Source organism: Neorhizobium galegae (assembly GCF_017877135.1).
Classification (GTDB): Bacteria; Pseudomonadota; Alphaproteobacteria; order Rhizobiales; family Rhizobiaceae; genus Neorhizobium; species Neorhizobium galegae_A.
On the sequence record NZ_JAGIPH010000001.1, the window covers coordinates 758,855 to 774,504 of the forward strand.

Genomic DNA, 15,650 nt, shown 5'->3' on the forward strand with positions numbered 1-15,650 from the left:
TCCGCGGCAGGTTAAGCGCGGGCAGCGGCAAGCAGGCCTTCCAGCCCGCGCTTCAGCTCGTCCTTGATCGGCGCCGATTCCTCGAGGATCTCGCGGGCCTTCAGAAAGTCCATCACGCCGAAGCGGTTGACCGAGGGGCGCAGGAAAAGATGCGGCGGATGCAGCTTCATCTTCAGGGCGATCGCCGCCTGCATCATCAGCTGGCTTGCGCCAAAGACGCTGTCGATACGGTTCGGCGGGTGCGTTCCATCGCCTTCCGGCGCGCCCACCACATCGACGCCGATAACGATATCGGCATTGTCCATGACATGTTCGTAAGGGATCGGGTTGAACACCCCGCCATCGATCATCACCCGGCCATGGATCATCACCGGCATGAAAAGTCCGGGAATGGCGGCGGAGGCGGCAATGGCCGGGCGCAACTCCCCCTCTTCCAAGATGACTTCGGACTGGCCGTAATAATCGGTGACGGCGATCTTCAGCGGGATCTTCAATCCTTCGAAACCGGCTGGAATGTCTGCCGGCAGAAACGCTTCCAGGATGCGTTCCAGGTTGAAATGGCCAAGCCGGAAACCGCCCACGACATCGCGCATGCTGGAGGGACCGAGCGACCAGAGACGGTTGAGAACGGCTGTCCGATTGCCGACGGTTTCCAGCGTATGCTCGCGGATGGCAGCGCCGGTGAGGCCGGCCGCCATGCCGGCGCCGAAAATCGCCCCGATGGAAGAACCGGCAATGGCAACGGGCCTGATGCCCATTTCGTCGAGGGCTTCTATGACGGCGATATGGGCAATGCCGCGCGCGCCGCCGCCGCCAAAGGCCACCGCCACCCGCGGTGCGCCGCCCTCAAGCGGCAGACCATGTTCGGGAAGCGAGAGTTTCGTCGTCATCGCCTCGGCCTCAGACCGGCCTGTAACGGTAAAAATCGACGCGCGTATCGCCAAACACCCGCTGTTCCAGCGGCTGGAAGACCGGCGCGACGGCCGGTGTCACATCGGCGCGCTCCTCCAGCACCACCAGCGCGCCGGGCAGAAGCCAGCCGCCCTCATGGGCCGAAACGAGCGCTGCCTCGCCGAGCCCGCGCCCATAGGGCGGATCGGCAAACAGGAAATGACAGGGCTCCATCGTGCCGACGGTGCCAAGCTTGGTGGCATCGCGGCGCAGGATGCGCGCCCGGCCGTGCAGGCCAAGGCTCTCGATGTTTTCCCACAAGAGCCCGCGGCCCTCGACGCCGTTTTCGACAAACAGCGCGCTGCGACAGCCGCGCGACAGGGCTTCAAGCCCCACCGCGCCGGTGCCGGCAAACAGGTCGATCACCCGCGTGCCTTCGATGGCATCGGGATAGACATGCCCGATGATGTTGAACAGGCTTTCGCGCGTCCGGTCGATGGTCGGCCGGATCGCGTCTGTCTTTGGCGCGGCAAGATTGCGGCCACGAAATTCACCGCCAACGATGCGCAAGGATCAGCCCCTCGGTGTTCTGGAACGATTGCCGCCGCCCTTCGGGCCGGAGCCCGGGCCACGACCGCCGGATGGCTTTCCACCGGAAGGCTTTCCGCCAAACGGTTTTGCACCACCGGGTTTCCCACCAAATGACTTGCCGCCGCCGGGCTTACCGCCAAAAGGCTTCGCACCACCGGGCTTGCCCCCGAACGGCTTTCCACCGGCAGGCCTGTCACCGAAGCCCCCGCGTCCGCCTTCGGACCGTTCGCCGGCCGGGCGACCCGAATAGGGCCGTGCGCCGCCGGGCTTGCCGCCGAAGCCGCCGCGACCACCTTCGGCGCGATCGCCTTCAGAACGGCCACCCTCGAAACGGCCTTCAGAGCGGGGACCGGACGGGCGAAACGCCCGTTCGGCATTTTCACGCGGCGAACGACCGGGGCCGGCACCAGCGCCGTAAGGCTTGGAACGGCCACCCTCTTCGCGCGGCTTGCGATCCCCGAAGGAACGGTCGCCCCTGGGGCGATCTCCTGAAGGACGGTCTCCTGCCGGGCGGGCACCGCGCGGACGGTCGGAAAAGTTGCGCTCGCCACCTTCGCCGCGGGCGGGACGATCGCCGCGCGGCGGACGGTCACCGCGGGCCGGACGATCTCCCCGATCACCCCGATCTCCACGGCCTTCGCCACGACCGCCGGAGCGATCGCCACGGCCGCCGGCAGGCGGTTCGTCGGCGCGGATCCAGTCGCTGTCGCCCTGTACCCGGTTCACCTGCACGCGCAGGCTTGCATCATCCGTGCCCTTGGCAAACAGACGCTCGGCCTCGGCGCGGGCAGAGGACTTGCCCTTCTGATCAGCGGTCGGACGTGCACCGGGCGCCATCCAGACATTGGCCGTGCGCGAGGTGCCGAGCGGCGGGCGCTTCTTCGGCTTGTCCTCGTCGAAGGCGGGCGCCCTGTCGAACTTGCCGCCGAATTTGGCGCCGCCCTTGTCGAATTTGCCGGCAGGCTTGCCCGAGGGCTTTGAAAAGGCGGGGCGCTTGCCCTCACCGGCAGCCTCGGAGCGCTCGCGCCGTTCGACGGCAAAGCCACGCTCTTCGCGGTCGCCCTGCTTGCCAAACGGCTTGCCGAGCGGCTTTTCCGCCGAGCGGGCGGTGGCCACATCCTCTTCGATGGGACCGTTGTTGCTATAGATCGGCGCGTCGAAATTCGCCTTGGATTCCTCGATGAGGCGGGGGCCGAGCTGGTCGCGCAGCATGCGGCCGCGCACTTCCACCACCTGGCCTTCCGGCAGGTCACCGAGCTGGAAGGGACCGTAGGAGAGACGGATCAGGCGGTTCACCTCAAGGCCGAGCGCACCGAGCACGTTCTTGATCTCGCGGTTCTTGCCTTCGCGAAGCCCCATGGTGATCCACACATTGTGGCCCTGGGTGCGGTCGAGCGTCGCATCGATTGCGCCATAGAGCACGCCATCGACGGCAATACCGTCCTTCAGCGTGTCGAGCTTTTCCTGGCTGATATCGCCATAGGCGCGCACGCGGTAGCGGCGCAGCCAGCCGGTGGTCGGCAGTTCCAGAACGCGCGACAGGCCGCCGTCATTGGTCAGCAGCAGCAGGCCTTCGGTGTTGATGTCGAGACGGCCGATCGACATCACGCGCGGCAGGTCTTCCGGCAGGTTGTCGAAGACCGTGGGGCGGCCTTCCGGATCGGAATTGGTCGTCACCAGGCCGGCGGGCTTGTGGTAGAGCCACAGGCGCGTGCGCTCGATGCCGCGGATCGGCTGGCCATCGACCTCGATGCGGTCGGCAAGCGTGGCGTTCAGAACCGGCGTCTCCAGCTGCTTGCCGTTGACGCTGACGCGGCCCTCCATGATCATCCGCTCCACGTCGCGGCGCGACGCAATGCCGGCGCGGGCGAGGATCTTGGAAATGCGTTCGGGCTTTGCGGAGGCGGATGCCGCGCCGTCCGTTGCCACCGGCGCCGGCTTGCGCGCAGCACGCGGCTCGCCATCCGGCGCGCTTCTGCTCGGCGTCTTCTTGGGGGCGGAGGTGGATTTCCGGTCGCGATCGAAGGACCTGGTCCCCTCGCGCTTCGGCTTGTCTTTGAAGCTCATTTGTTGTTTGCCTGAAGCGTGTGTCGGACAATGCTGTCCATGACATGCGTGTTTGACTGAAATTAAAGTCTGTCGCGTTGCGAAAGACGGCTGACGCAACGCAGGTTGGACCGTTCCTACCAGTTCGCGTTGCCCTGGTTAAGAGGAAATCGCCGCATGGGCGGGACAAATCGCTTCATGGACGAAGCATTGATCGAGGCGCAGCAGGCGGCAGAGCGCAACGAAGTGCCGATCGGCGCCGTCGTGGTGCTGGATGGGACGATCGTCGGACGCGCCGGAAACCGTACCCGGGAGATGCACGACGTGACGGCACATGCCGAAATTCTCGCCATTCGCATGGCCTGCGAAGCGCTTGGCCAGGAACGGCTCTCAGGCGCCGATCTCTATGTGACGCTCGAACCCTGCACCATGTGCGCCGCCGCCATTTCCTTTGCCCGCATCCGCAGGCTCTATTACGGCGCAAACGATATAAAGGGTGGCGCGGTGGAAAGCGGCGTGCGCTTCTTCAACCAACCCACCTGCCATCATCAGCCGGATGTCTATTCCGGCATCGGCGAAACGGCAGCAGCGGACATTCTGGTGGAATTTTTTAAAGGCAAGCGCGGGGATGCGATCTGATTTTTGCGAAGGGCTGAGAAGGCACGGAGCAAGCGCACCTTCATCCGCCAAGATCAAATGTCGATCAAACCATACTGTAGTCGGATCGGGATAACCGCTCCCGGAAAAAATCACCTTACTGGAACGGCTTCCACCAGGACGATGACTTGGTGCCCGCTTCCTGGGCGGCTTTCTTGCGTTCGCGTTCCTTCTTCAGCTCCGGCTCGCCCAGATCGTTGAGCTGGTCGGTATCGGCGATGCGATACTCGGCCGGCGGATCGGTCAGCGAGCGGCGGGCGCCGGTGATGCCGGGATTTTCGGCATTCTGGCGCGCCTTGCGGAAGGCGTCCCATTTCTGGCTTTCCGTCAGCGTGCCGGCGGTGCCATTGCCGGCCAGAAGCGGCGAGCGGTAGTTCGGGTTGTCCTTGTTGGCGTCGGCCTCGTCGCGCAGGCGCGCGCGGGTTTCTTCCGGCGATTCAACCCAGTTGGGATTGTTCTCGCGGCTGGCGAGCGAGGTCTGCGGCGCCGGCAGGGTCTGCGTGACGTTCTTGTTCACCACCAGCTGCGGGCGCGGATTGTACTTGGTGTTCTTGTTGGCCGGTTCAGAACCCAGCGATACCGCCTGTCCGAGGTCATCGACCAGCTGTTCGGATGCCGTCTTGTTCGTTCCGTAAGTCGGGCCGGTGGTGCAACCCGACACCGCAAGAGCGGCTGCGGCAACGGCAAGAAGCCCCGCGCGCGCGCGAATTGCAGCTGCCCGTGCGCCCATGACAGTGGTCATTTTCATCAAAACCCTTCCAGCCGCGCCCGTCCGTGACGCTTGCGAGATCCATCATCTCCCGTTGACCGAAAATTCCGGCCAATTTCAGGCAGATTTACCGGATGACGCGGCAAAGCGCAATCATCCGGTATCAAGGCTTTAGTTCAGCGCGGCAAGTTCACGCAGAGCTTCCGCATCACGGGCAGACACATCCGGATAGTCGGGATCGGAGCCGACATCCTTGGTGATCTTCCACGAGCGGGCGCATTTGACGCCTTCGGCAAGTTTTGGCTCGACAGCAACCTTTGTGCCGTCCTCCAGGCGAAATGCCTCTGCCGGCCCCTCGCCCGCCACCACGGAAATATCCGAGGTGATGCAGATTTCGGCCATGTCGAGGCCCTCCAGCGCCGCAAGAAGTTCGGCATCCGCCACATGGACGACCGGAGCCGCCTCCAGCGACGAGCCGATGCGCTTGTCCTTGCGCTCCACTTCCAGCGCGCCGGTGACGGCACGGCGCACGGTGCGCACACGCTTCCACTTGTCGGCGAGCGCCTCGTTCAGCCACTCGGCGGGAATTTCCGGGAATTGCTCCAGATGCACCGAGACGGCGGAGGGATCGCGACTCAGCCACGCCTCTTCCGTGGTAAACGGCATCATCGGCGCAAACCACAGAACCAGGCAGTCAAACAGCTTGCGGATGACATGCAGGGCGGAGCGGCGGCGCAGAGACGACGGCGCATCGCAATAGAGCGCATCCTTGCGGATATCGAAATAGAAGGCCGACAGTTCCACATTGGCGAAATCGGTGAGCGCACGGGTGATGCGCTTGAAATCGAAATCATCGTAAGCGCGGCGCACAAGCTGGTCGAGTTCGGCCAGCCGGTGCAGCATCAGCTTTTCGAGTTCCGGCAGGTCGGCATAGGCGATCTCCTCGCCTTTATCGTGGGCGAGCGTGCCGAGCATCCAGCGGATGGTGTTGCGGATTTTCCGGTAGGCATCGATATTGGTCTGGATGATCGTCTTGCCGACGCGCAGGTCCTCGGCGTAATCCGAACTCATCACCCACAGACGCAGGATATCGGCGCCGGCATCGTTCATGATGGCTTGCGGGGCGGTCACATTGCCCTTCGACTTCGACATCTTCTCGCCCTTCTCGTCCATGATGAAACCATGGGTGACAACGGCGTTGTAGGGCGCGCGGCCGCGCGTGGCGCAGCTTTCGAGAAGCGAGGAATGGAACCAGCCGCGATGCTGGTCGGACCCTTCCAGATAGACATCGGCCGGCCATTTCAGGTCCGGACGGTCTTCCAGCGTGAACGTGTGCGTGGAGCCCGAATCGAACCAGACATCGAGAATGTCGGTGACCATCTGCCACTGTTCGCTATCATGCGCATTGCCGAGGAAGCGTTCCTTGGCGCCTTCAGCAAACCAGGCGTCAGCCCCTTCCTTCTCGAAGGCGTCGAGGATGCGGGCATTGACGTCCTCGTCCTGCAACACGTTTCCGGCCTTGTCGGCAAAGACGCAGATCGGCACGCCCCAGGCGCGCTGACGCGACAGCACCCAGTCCGGCCGCCCCTCGATCATGGCGCGCAGACGGTTCTGGCCGGCAGCGGGCACGAAGCGGGTGTCATCGATGGCAGACAGGGCGCGCGACCGCAGCGTCGTGCCATCGGACAATTCCTTGTCCATGTAGACGAACCACTGCGGCGTATTGCGGAAGATGACCGGCTTTTTCGAGCGCCAGGAATGCGGATATTCGTGCTTGATGCGGCCGCGAGCAAACAGGTTGTTGGCCGCGATCAGCGCTTCCGTCACCCTCTTGTTCGCATCGCCCTTCTTGCCGTTGTCATCCAGCACACGCGCCGCACCACCCTCGGCCGAGGGGCCGAAACCGGGGGCTTCATCGGTGTAGAAGCCGGCGTCGTCAACGGGGAACGGGATTTTGGTGTCGATGCCGCGGGCTTCCAGCGCGCGGACATTGCTCATCCAGGCCTCGAAGTCTTCGCGACCGTGGCTGGGCGCCGTGTGGACAAAACCGGTGCCGGCATCATCGGTGACGTGATCGCCATCGAGAAGCGGGACGGCGAAGGTGTAGCCCATATCGGCGAGCGGGTGAGCGCAGGTGATGGCTGCAAGTTCCGCACCGGTGACGTCGCGGATCAACTTGAACGTGACCTTGGCCTTGGTTGCAGAGTCCTCCGCAAGACGCTTGGCAAAGATCAGCTTTTCACCCGGCTGCGGGCCAAAGTCGTTGACGGCTTCGGTGACTTCGTAAAGCCCATACTCGATACGAGACGAATAGGAGATTGCCCGGTTGCCGGGGATCGTCCAGGGCGTGGTCGTCCAGATGACGACAGCGGCACTCCACAGATCCTGCGGAGTTTTGTCAGGCGAGTGAGATGGCGCCGTGTCGCCGGTCAGGCGATCTACAACAATATTCTGCGGGACGATCGGAAACTTCACCCAGATCGTATCGCTCTCGACCTCGTGATACTCCACCTCGGCTTCGGCCAGCGCCGTGCGCTCCACCACCGACCACATGATCGGCTTCGAGCCGCGATAGAGCTGGCCGGACATGGCAAGTTTCAGCAATTCGCCGGCGATGCGGCTTTCGGCGTGAAAATTCATCGTCGTGTAGGGGCGCTCGAAATCGCCCTCGATGCCGAGGCGGCGGAATTCTTCCGACTGGATGTCGATCCAGCCTTGCGCGAACTCGCGGCATTCGCGGCGGAATTCGTTGACCGGGACCTCGTTCTTGTCCTTGCCCTTCTCGCGGTATTTTTCCTCGATCTTCCATTCGATCGGAAGGCCGTGGCAATCCCAGCCGGGCACGTAATTGGCGTCATAGCCGCGCATCTGGAACGAGCGGGTGATGACGTCCTTCAGTACCTTGTTCAGCGCATGCCCGATGTGGATATTGCCGTTGGCGTAAGGGGGGCCATCGTGCAGCACGAATTTTTCGCGCCCGGCGGCGGAGGCGCGGAGCTTCTTGTAAAGTTCCATCTCCTTCCACTTCTTCGCCATTTCCGGCTCCTTGGCAGGCAGGCCGGCGCGCATCGGAAACTCGGTCTCGGGCAGATAGAGGGTCTTGGAATAGTCAGGCTTTTCAGCGGTCTCGGTCATGGATCAACCATCGGAAAGGCGACCGGTCGCGGTCGCAGAATAAACAATTTGGATTGGCGACGGACGCGCAAGGGAAAACCCAAGCGCCAAAAACCCGGACCTTCCCGTCGGCTTTTCAAGCCGTGGGGAAAGCCGGGCCAATAATTCGAATGACACGGGCCGCCGAAAGATAGGTCATGGTGGCGCATTCTTTAGGGGTTTTCGCCGCCAAAAGGAAGAGGGGATTGGCATTGCGGCGGATGGATGTATTCTTGGGGCCGCAAGGTTTGAAATACGGCGGGCGGCGGAACGAACGGAAAATGCCATGGCACCGAAAGCACAGCTGACCATCGACATGGACGCGACGCTGGCAGCCGAATTTGCCGCCGCGACGAGATCGGCGCGGACCTCCGAAACGGAAGTGCTGCGCGCCATGGTGCGCGACTATGTGGAACGTCAGAACGTGCCCGAAGCCTATCGATCGTTTGTCGAGGCCAAGGTGGAGCGGGGACGCGCCGATGTGACGGCCGGCATCACACAGTCTGCCGAAGACGTCGAACGAGAATTTTCGCAATTGCGCAACCGCCTGATCGACACAGGCCAGCAATGATTATCCGGTGGACGCTGCAAGCCACCGAAGACCGCCTTTCCATTTTCAATGACATCAAGGACCACCATCCGCCGGCAGCGCTTGCGATGGATCTGCTCTTCGAGCAGGCCACGAAACATCTGGCGCAGTTCCCAAGGCTTGGCAAAGCCGGGCTGGTGGCCGGCACGCGCGAACTCTTGCCGCACCCAAGCTATCGACTGGTCTATGAAATAGATGGCGATACCCTGTTCATCCTGACCATCGTTCATACGGCGCGCGCATGGCCGCCTGTCAAGGACGGCTGATCGCTTAGAACGCGATTTTGCCATCCACCGCACTCAGCGGCTGAACGCCCGACAGCAGCGCGCGCGCCTCTTCCTCGTCACGCTTCATCTGCACGACAAGCGCATCGAGCCCGTCGAATTTCAGTTCCGGGCGCAGATAGCCGAAGAAAGACACCGAACAGATTTCGCCATAGAGGCTGCCGGAGAAATCGAAGACGAAGGTTTCCAGAAGCGGTGCGCCGTTTTCCGTCACCGTCGGGCGCCGGCCATAGCTTGCCACGCCATTATAGAGCGTGCCGTCCGGACGGCGGAAGCGCACGGCATAGATGCCGGCTTTCAGCTCCACCTCGGGTTCGAGCGCCATGTTGGCGGTGGGGTAACCGAGCGTGCGGCCAAGCTGCTCGCCGCCGACGATTTCGGCCTCGACGGTATAGCGATAGCCGAGCAGGCCGGCCGCCTCGCTGACATCACCTTGGGCAATCAGATCGCGGATGCGGCTCGACGAAATCACCTCGGCATTTTCATCGCGGAAGGCATCGACCAGCGTCACGTCGAAGCCGAAGCGGCGCCCGGCATCCATGAGGAAGGCCGGCCCACCCTCGCGGCCACGGCCGAAATGGAAATCGAAACCGGTGACGACGGCGCTCGCCTTCAGCCAGCCGGAGAGAATGTTTTCGACGAAATCCTCGGCGGAGCGCTGCGAGAACGCGCGGTCGAACGGATATTCGATCACCGAGTGAAAGCCCATGGCCTCCAGCACCCGCGCCTTCAAGGGCGCCGGCGTCAGGCGAAACACCGGCTGGTCGGGCTTGAAGACGGTGCGTGGATGCGGCTCGAAGGTTAAAACCAGCGCCGGGACGCCACGCTCCGCAGCAAGCGCCAGCGCCCGGTCGAGCACGCTGCCATGGCCGCGATGCACGCCATCGAAATTGCCGATCGCCACGACGCCGCCCTTAAGGTCCTGCGGCAGCGGCTCCTTCATTTCATTGCGGTGAAACACGCTCATCTCGTCCATCCCTCAGGCAAGCCGCGGCATCCACCATTTGGGCGTCGCATTCTCGCGCTCCAGATAGGCGTTGAGGATCGCCTCGTCGGTCTCGCCATTGATGGTGTATTCGGCCGCATGAATGCCGCCGGAGATGTAGAGAAGGTCGAGGCCGTAGCTCAAGGCGCCCTTCACATCGGTCGGCATGCCATCGCCGACGGCAATGATCTTCGACAGGTCGATTTCGCCCTTCACGTCGCGCGCGCTGGCAAGGGCCGCCTCGTAGATCGGCCGGTGCGGCTTCCCGCCGAAGCGCGTATGGCCGCCCAGCTGGTGGTAATAGGCGGCAACGGCACCGGCGCAGGGGATAATGCGATGACCGCGCTCAACCACCAGATCCGGATTGGCGCAAATCATCGGCACGTCACGCCCGATGAAACGCACCAGCATGTCGTGATAGTCTTCCGGCACCTCTTGCTCGTCATCGAAAAAGCCGGTGCAGACAACGCAATCGGCATCCGCCTCGCCGGTGACTGTCACATCAAGGCCCTCGAACAGCGGCATGTCGCGCTCCGGGCCGAGCAGAAAGACCTTTTGCGGGCCTTCGGCGATCAGCTTGCGGGTGACGTCGCCGGAGGTCACGATGCGGTCATAGGTTTCGTCCGGCACGCCGAGCGCCCGCAACTGGTCGATGACGCCGGGTGCCGGCCGCGGCGAATTGGTGATGAGGACAACGGCAAGGCCTGCCTTTCGGGCGTCCTTCAGGGCTTCGCAGGCAGCCGGAAAGGCAGTGATGCCATCGTGCAGCACGCCCCAGACATCCGAAAGCACGAGATCGTAGCCAGTGGTGATTGCGCTGAGGTTCTTGATGCGGTCTGCCATGATCACCCTGATGCGTTGCAAGAAACTGGCGCTGACATGACAAAGCTTGCCTGCAATGGCAAGGAGTTTTAGCCTATGCCGCGCGTGGAAGCCCCTGCCTCTTCCTGCAGAAGACGGCCCCACGAACCGCTCAAAAGCCTGCAAGCCGCCAGCACAGACCGGCGGAGGCTGAAAGCGCCAGTACCTTCACCATGCCGAGCTTCAGCCGCAGCAGGAGGAAAGCCGAGACGGCAAAGAGGACGGCAGCGGCCGCATCGAGCGAATGCAGATCCGGCCACCAGAGGCCGGGCGCGCCCTCGCCGGCCCAGCCGGGAAAGAGGGCGATGCGCGCGACGCGCGCAAACAGCACATGCAGGCCGAACCACAGGGCGAGATTGAGGATGACGCCGACGACGGCCGCCGTAATGGCAGAGAGGGCCGCCGAAATGGCGGCATTGCCGCGCAGCCGCTCGATATAGGGTGCACCGGCAAAGATCCAGATGAAGCTCGGCACGAAGGTTGCCCAGGCCACCAGAAGCGCGCCGACAGTTCCCCCAACGATCGGATCGAGCCCCGGCACGGTGCGGAAACCGACGAGATAGCCGACATAGGAGAGAACGAGCACCAGCGGACCGGGCGTGGTTTCGGCAAGCGCCAGCCCGTCCAGCATCTCGCCGGGCTGCAGCCAGCCGTAATTTTCCACCGCCACCTGCGCCACATAGGCCAGCACCGCATAAGCGCCGCCGAAGGTGACGAGCGCCATCCTCGAAAAGAAGGCAAACATCGCCGCAAGGCTTTCGGCGCCGGAGATCAGCGACAGGACCAGAAGCGGCAATTGCCACACGCCGATCCAGAACAGCAGGGAGGCGATGGAGCGCAGAAGCGGCGGGCGGGAAGGTGCTGACGGCAAAAGTTTTTGTGGGGCATCGTGACGGTTCAGGGAGCCGGCCTCACCGCGCCTTGCTTGAAGAAATCCGGCAAGACCGGCCAGCAGCACGACAAGCGGAAACGGCAGCGCCAGCACGAAGAGCGCCAGAAAGGCGAGAAGCGCCAGCGCCCGCAGGAACCGCGTCTTCAAAGTCTTCCCGGCGAGCCGGATCACCGCCTCCACCACCACCGACAGGACGGCCGCCTTCAGCCCGAAGAACAGGCCGGCAAGCCAGCCCGCCTCCTGGTACAGCCCATAGGCGGTGGACAGCCCGATGATGACGAAAAGCCCGGGCAGCACGAAGAGAAGGCCAGCGACGATTCCGCCGCGCACGCCGTGCAGGAGCCAGCCCGTATAGGTCGCCAGTTGTTGCGCCTCCGGCCCTGGCAGAAGCATGCAGTAATTCAGAGCGTGCAGAAACCGGTCTTCCGACAGCCAGCGGCGCTCCTCGACGATGGCCCGGTGCATCATGGCGATCTGGCCGGCCGGGCCGCCAAAGCCCAGGCAACCGATGCGGGCAAAGACCAGCGTCAGCTCCTTCAGCGAGGGGTTTTCCGGCACAGCCGACGGAGCCGCGCCGGGGGTGATTTTTGCCGCCGGCGGGGTCGAAAGGCCGCTCACGCCATCCCTCCGCCGCAAAGACGCGCCACGGCAGAGGCCGGCCCAAAAATCGCGACAGATTTTTTAGAGGCCCGTTCTTGACTCATCCGCCCACCGGTCTTATTTCGAGGCCGTTAGCACTCCCAAGGGGTGAGTGCTAACAAAGGGACACGGGCCTCCTCAAAGCCCGTAAAGGTCATTTGATCGAGGGATTAGACAATGGCAAGCACCAATTTCCGTCCGCTTCACGACCGCGTCGTCGTTCGTCGCGTTGAATCCGAAGCCAAGACCAAGGGCGGGATCATCATTCCCGACACCGCCAAGGAAAAGCCGCAGGAAGGCGAAATCGTCGCTGTCGGCACCGGCGCTCGCGATGACAGCGGCAAGATCGTTGCACTCGACGTCAAGGTTGGCGATCGCGTTCTGTTCGGCAAGTGGTCGGGCACGGAAGTAAAGCTCGACGGCGAAGACCTTCTGATCATGAAGGAAGCCGACATCATGGGCATCATCGGCTGATTTTTCAGTCCGATCTTTTCCATCAGATTATCAATTCAACCAAAGGGCGTGATGCCCGGGAGTTTTGAACATGGCAGCTAAAGAAATCAAGTTCGGCCGCACTGCGCGCGAAAAGATGCTGCGCGGCGTCGACATCCTCGCAGACGCAGTGAAGGTAACGCTCGGCCCGAAGGGTCGTAACGTCATCATCGACAAGTCCTTCGGCGCACCGCGCATCACCAAGGACGGCGTATCGGTCGCCAAGGAAATCGAACTGGAAGACAAGTTCGAGAACATGGGCGCCCAGATGGTGCGCGAAGTGGCATCCAAGACCAACGACATCGCTGGTGACGGCACCACGACGGCAACGGTTCTGGCCCAGGCGATCGTTCGCGAAGGCAACAAGGCAGTTGCTGCCGGCATGAACCCGATGGACCTGAAGCGCGGCATCGATCTGGCCGTTTCGGAAGTCGTGAAGGATCTCCAGGCCAAGGCCAAGAAGATCTCCACGTCTGAAGAAGTTGCGCAGGTCGGCACGATTTCGGCAAACGGCGACGCTCAGGTCGGCCGTGACATTGCTGAAGCCATGCAGAAGGTCGGCAACGAAGGTGTTATCACCGTCGAAGAAGCCAAGACCGCCGAGACCGAACTCGAAGTCGTCGAAGGCATGCAGTTCGACCGCGGCTACCTGTCGCCTTACTTCGTCACCAACCCTGAAAAGATGGTTGCTGACCTGGAAGACGCCTACGTTCTCCTGCACGAGAAGAAGCTTTCGAACCTCCAGGCCATGCTGCCTGTTCTCGAAGCTGTCGTTCAGACCGGCAAGCCGCTCGTCATCATCGCTGAAGACGTTGAAGGCGAAGCTCTTGCAACGCTCGTCGTCAACAAGCTGCGTGGCGGCCTGAAGATTGCTGCCGTCAAGGCTCCGGGCTTCGGCGATCGCCGCAAGGCCATGCTGGAAGACATCGCGATCCTGACCGGCGGCACCGTGATTTCGGAAGACCTCGGCATCAAGCTCGAGTCCGTCACGCTGGACATGCTCGGCCGCGCCAAGAAGGTGTCCATCACCAAGGAAAACACCACCATCGTTGATGGCGCCGGTGCAAAGACCGACATCGAAGGCCGCGTTGCCCAGATCAAGGCGCAGATCGAAGAAACCACTTCGGACTACGACCGCGAAAAGCTGCAGGAACGTCTGGCGAAGCTGGCTGGCGGCGTTGCCGTGATCCGCGTTGGCGGCTCGACGGAAATCGAAGTCAAGGAACGCAAGGACCGCATCGACGACGCGCTGAACGCAACGCGCGCTGCCGTTCAGGAAGGCATCGTCCCCGGCGGCGGTACCGCTCTCCTGCGCTCTTCCACGAAGATCACCGTCAAGGGTGCAAACGACGACCAGGAAGCCGGCATCAACATCGTTCGCCGCGCCCTGCAGTCGCTGGTTCGCCAGATTGCTGAAAACGCAGGCGACGAAGCCTCGATCGTTGTCGGCAAGATCCTCGACGGCAACAGCGACAACTTCGGCTACAACGCCCAGACGTCCGAATATGGCGACATGATCGCCATGGGTATCGTCGACCCGGTCAAGGTTGTCCGCACGGCCCTGCAGAACGCAGCTTCGGTTGCTTCGCTGCTGATCACCACGGAAGCCATGATCGCCGAACTGCCGAAGAAGGATGCCCCGGCCGGCATGCCTGGCGGCATGGGCGGAATGGGCGGCATGGACATGATGTAAGACCTGATCGGTCTTGCATCTGGGCCATCCGGTTCAGACTACGGAAAAGGCGCCGGGAAACCGGCGCCTTTTTTGCGTGATGAGGACATCACCGTGACTGGTCGAGGTGATCCGAAAGGGCCGAGGCAACGACGACTTCCGTTCCGGCAAGCCCCGTCGAGCAGAACAATGTCACATCGTCCAGTCCGCGCCCCTGCCCCGTAGCGCCCGCCGGGAGCGCTCCCGCAACAATGTCCGCCAGATCTTCCATCCGAGAGAGTTGCGGCGTGCCCGCCAGAAAGAAAGGTCGCCCATAGGCCTGCAACTGCGCGGGCGAATCCGTGGCGATGCGACGGGCCATTGCGGCAACCTCGACAGGCAGTTCGTGTGCCTCCGCGGTTTTTGGACCCACAGTGTTGATGTGCGCGCCGGGCTTCAGCCATTCTGCGCGGATGACCGGTTCCGGGCTTACCGTGGCACACAGCACGATATCGGCCCCCTCCACCGCGGCTCTTGCCGTTTCCACCGCCTGCACGGGACGTCCGAGGCGCTGCTGCATTTCCATGGCAAAGCGATCGCGGTTTTCCGCCGAGCGGCTGAACACGCGCACCTCGCGGACGGGACGCACGGCTACGGCCGCCTCGAGCTGTGTGCGCGCTTGGAGCCCGCTGCCGATGACGGCAACCACCTGCGCATCCTCACGCGACAGGTAACGGATGGCAGCGCCGCCAATGGCGCCCGTCCGGATCGCGCCGAGCAGGCTGCCGATGACGACGGCTTTCAGGGTGCCCGTCTCGACGTTCCAAACCGCCACGAGCTGATCGTCCTGCTGTACCGAAAAGGTCGTATAGGCGCGAAAACCGGCAACCGGCGACTGCCCGCCGGCACCGCCGCCAATCGTGAAGACGAGGTCGCCGGCGCCGTCGATTGAAACGGCATGGCGGGGCGGCGAGACGAACGCACCCCTTGCCCGCTGACGCAGAACATCCTCGACAGCCTCGATCGCGAGCGGCATCAGGGCGGGCATCTGGAGGTCATGATCTGTCAAAATACGCGTCATCGTCAGCTCCTCTACGACATTGACCGGATGATGGAGCCTCAAGCGCATGTCAGGTCAAGTGAGGGGTGATCGGCGGTTAGATTTGCCGACAAGCCGCCGTTCATCAATATCGAACAATTTGTCTCCGAT

General features: G+C 62.9%; 14 protein-coding genes. 5 read left to right on the top strand and 9 right to left on the bottom strand.

Going from position 1 to position 15,650, the window contains the following annotated elements:
• Window positions 1-11: 11 nt before the first annotated feature.
• The 3 genes from J2858_RS03815 to J2858_RS03825 are packed head-to-tail and all read right to left on the bottom strand — an operon-like array spanning window position 12 to window position 3,549.
• The gene (locus J2858_RS03815) at window positions 12-890 is read right to left on the bottom strand and encodes a patatin-like phospholipase family protein (RefSeq protein ID WP_210103396.1); all 879 of its coding nucleotides are present in this window, start codon (window positions 888-890) and stop codon (window positions 12-14) included.
• A 10-nt stretch (window positions 891-900) separates the two neighbouring features.
• On the bottom strand, window positions 901-1,461 hold the full coding sequence (gene rsmD / locus J2858_RS03820) for a 16S rRNA (guanine(966)-N(2))-methyltransferase RsmD (protein ID WP_210103397.1): 561 nt from the start codon (window positions 1,459-1,461) through the stop codon (window positions 901-903).
• Window positions 1,462-1,464: 3 nt separating this feature from the next.
• Complete coding sequence (locus tag J2858_RS03825; protein ID WP_210103398.1) at window positions 1,465-3,549, bottom strand: pseudouridine synthase; 2,085 nt, start codon at window positions 3,547-3,549, stop codon at window positions 1,465-1,467.
• A 156-nt stretch (window positions 3,550-3,705) separates the two neighbouring features.
• Between J2858_RS03825 and J2858_RS03830 the strand changes: the two genes are divergently transcribed.
• Window positions 3,706-4,167 carry a nucleoside deaminase gene (locus J2858_RS03830; RefSeq protein ID WP_210103399.1) on the top strand — a complete coding sequence of 154 codons (462 nt, stop codon included), beginning with the start codon at window positions 3,706-3,708 and terminating at the stop codon, window positions 4,165-4,167.
• A 115-nt stretch (window positions 4,168-4,282) separates the two neighbouring features.
• On the opposite strand, the gene J2858_RS03835 is transcribed toward J2858_RS03830, so the two are convergent.
• Together J2858_RS03835 and ileS are read right to left on the bottom strand one after the other, a co-directional pair.
• Window positions 4,283-4,927, bottom strand: a complete 645-nt coding sequence (locus tag J2858_RS03835) for a hypothetical protein (protein ID WP_245365609.1) — start codon at window positions 4,925-4,927, stop codon at window positions 4,283-4,285.
• A 138-nt stretch (window positions 4,928-5,065) separates the two neighbouring features.
• On the bottom strand, window positions 5,066-8,029 hold the full coding sequence (gene ileS, locus J2858_RS03840) for an isoleucine--tRNA ligase (RefSeq protein ID WP_210103400.1): 2,964 nt from the start codon (window positions 8,027-8,029) through the stop codon (window positions 5,066-5,068).
• A gap of 304 nt (window positions 8,030-8,333) precedes the next feature.
• Here ileS and J2858_RS03845 point away from each other — a divergent pair, with 304 nt between their 5' ends.
• Both J2858_RS03845 and J2858_RS03850 read left to right on the top strand, forming a co-directional pair.
• Window positions 8,334-8,618: a hypothetical protein gene (locus J2858_RS03845; RefSeq protein WP_210103401.1), complete on the top strand. Its 285-nt coding sequence runs from the start codon at window positions 8,334-8,336 to the stop codon at window positions 8,616-8,618.
• Entirely contained in the window at window positions 8,615-8,902 is a 288-nt protein-coding gene (locus J2858_RS03850; protein WP_210103402.1) for a type II toxin-antitoxin system RelE/ParE family toxin, read from the top strand. The genes J2858_RS03845 and J2858_RS03850 overlap by 4 nt, the downstream gene beginning before the upstream one ends.
• A gap of 4 nt (window positions 8,903-8,906) precedes the next feature.
• Here the strand turns inward: J2858_RS03850 and J2858_RS03855 are convergent, their stop codons facing one another.
• The 3 genes from J2858_RS03855 to chrA form a co-directional block, all read right to left on the bottom strand.
• Window positions 8,907-9,887, bottom strand: a complete 981-nt coding sequence (locus J2858_RS03855; RefSeq protein WP_210103403.1) for a bifunctional riboflavin kinase/FAD synthetase — start codon at window positions 9,885-9,887, stop codon at window positions 8,907-8,909.
• A gap of 12 nt (window positions 9,888-9,899) precedes the next feature.
• On the bottom strand, window positions 9,900-10,748 hold the full coding sequence (locus tag J2858_RS03860) for a TIGR01459 family HAD-type hydrolase (RefSeq protein ID WP_210103404.1): 849 nt from the start codon (window positions 10,746-10,748) through the stop codon (window positions 9,900-9,902).
• Between the two features lie 130 nt (window positions 10,749-10,878).
• The gene (gene chrA, locus J2858_RS03865; protein ID WP_210104127.1) at window positions 10,879-12,243 is read right to left on the bottom strand and encodes a chromate efflux transporter; all 1,365 of its coding nucleotides are present in this window, start codon (window positions 12,241-12,243) and stop codon (window positions 10,879-10,881) included.
• 231 nt (window positions 12,244-12,474) lie between these two features.
• Between chrA and groES the strand changes: the two genes are divergently transcribed.
• Entirely contained in the window at window positions 12,475-12,771 is a 297-nt protein-coding gene (gene groES / locus J2858_RS03870) for a co-chaperone GroES (RefSeq protein WP_210103405.1), read from the top strand.
• A gap of 70 nt (window positions 12,772-12,841) precedes the next feature.
• Window positions 12,842-14,482 carry a chaperonin GroEL gene (groL, locus tag J2858_RS03875; RefSeq protein ID WP_210103406.1) on the top strand — a complete coding sequence of 547 codons (1,641 nt, stop codon included), beginning with the start codon at window positions 12,842-12,844 and terminating at the stop codon, window positions 14,480-14,482.
• Window positions 14,483-14,570: 88 nt separating this feature from the next.
• On the opposite strand, the gene J2858_RS03880 is transcribed toward groL, so the two are convergent.
• On the bottom strand, window positions 14,571-15,521 hold the full coding sequence (locus J2858_RS03880; protein ID WP_210103407.1) for an ornithine cyclodeaminase family protein: 951 nt from the start codon (window positions 15,519-15,521) through the stop codon (window positions 14,571-14,573).
• Window positions 15,522-15,650 lie beyond the last annotated feature (129 nt).

Bases quoted from the DNA above. Each gene is read 5' to 3' on its own strand.
- groL (WP_210103406.1), top strand. From the start codon at position 12,842: ATGGCAGCTAAAGAAATCAAGTTCGGCCGCACTGCGCGCGAAAAGATG.
- J2858_RS03830 (WP_210103399.1), top strand. From the start codon at position 3,706: ATGGGCGGGACAAATCGCTTCATGGACGAAGCATTGATCGAGGCGCAG.
- J2858_RS03825 (WP_210103398.1), bottom strand. From the start codon at position 3,549: ATGAGCTTCAAAGACAAGCCGAAGCGCGAGGGGACCAGGTCCTTCGAT.
- J2858_RS03860 (WP_210103404.1), bottom strand. From the start codon at position 10,748: ATGGCAGACCGCATCAAGAACCTCAGCGCAATCACCACTGGCTACGAT.
- J2858_RS03880 (WP_210103407.1), bottom strand. From the start codon at position 15,521: ATGACGCGTATTTTGACAGATCATGACCTCCAGATGCCCGCCCTGATG.
- J2858_RS03850 (WP_210103402.1), top strand. From the start codon at position 8,615: ATGATTATCCGGTGGACGCTGCAAGCCACCGAAGACCGCCTTTCCATT.
- J2858_RS03815 (WP_210103396.1), bottom strand. From the start codon at position 890: ATGACGACGAAACTCTCGCTTCCCGAACATGGTCTGCCGCTTGAGGGC.
- J2858_RS03835 (WP_245365609.1), bottom strand. From the start codon at position 4,927: ATGACCACTGTCATGGGCGCACGGGCAGCTGCAATTCGCGCGCGCGCG.
- groES (WP_210103405.1), top strand. From the start codon at position 12,475: ATGGCAAGCACCAATTTCCGTCCGCTTCACGACCGCGTCGTCGTTCGT.
- J2858_RS03855 (WP_210103403.1), bottom strand. From the start codon at position 9,887: ATGAGCGTGTTTCACCGCAATGAAATGAAGGAGCCGCTGCCGCAGGAC.
- ileS (WP_210103400.1), bottom strand. From the start codon at position 8,029: ATGACCGAGACCGCTGAAAAGCCTGACTATTCCAAGACCCTCTATCTG.
- J2858_RS03845 (WP_210103401.1), top strand. From the start codon at position 8,334: ATGGCACCGAAAGCACAGCTGACCATCGACATGGACGCGACGCTGGCA.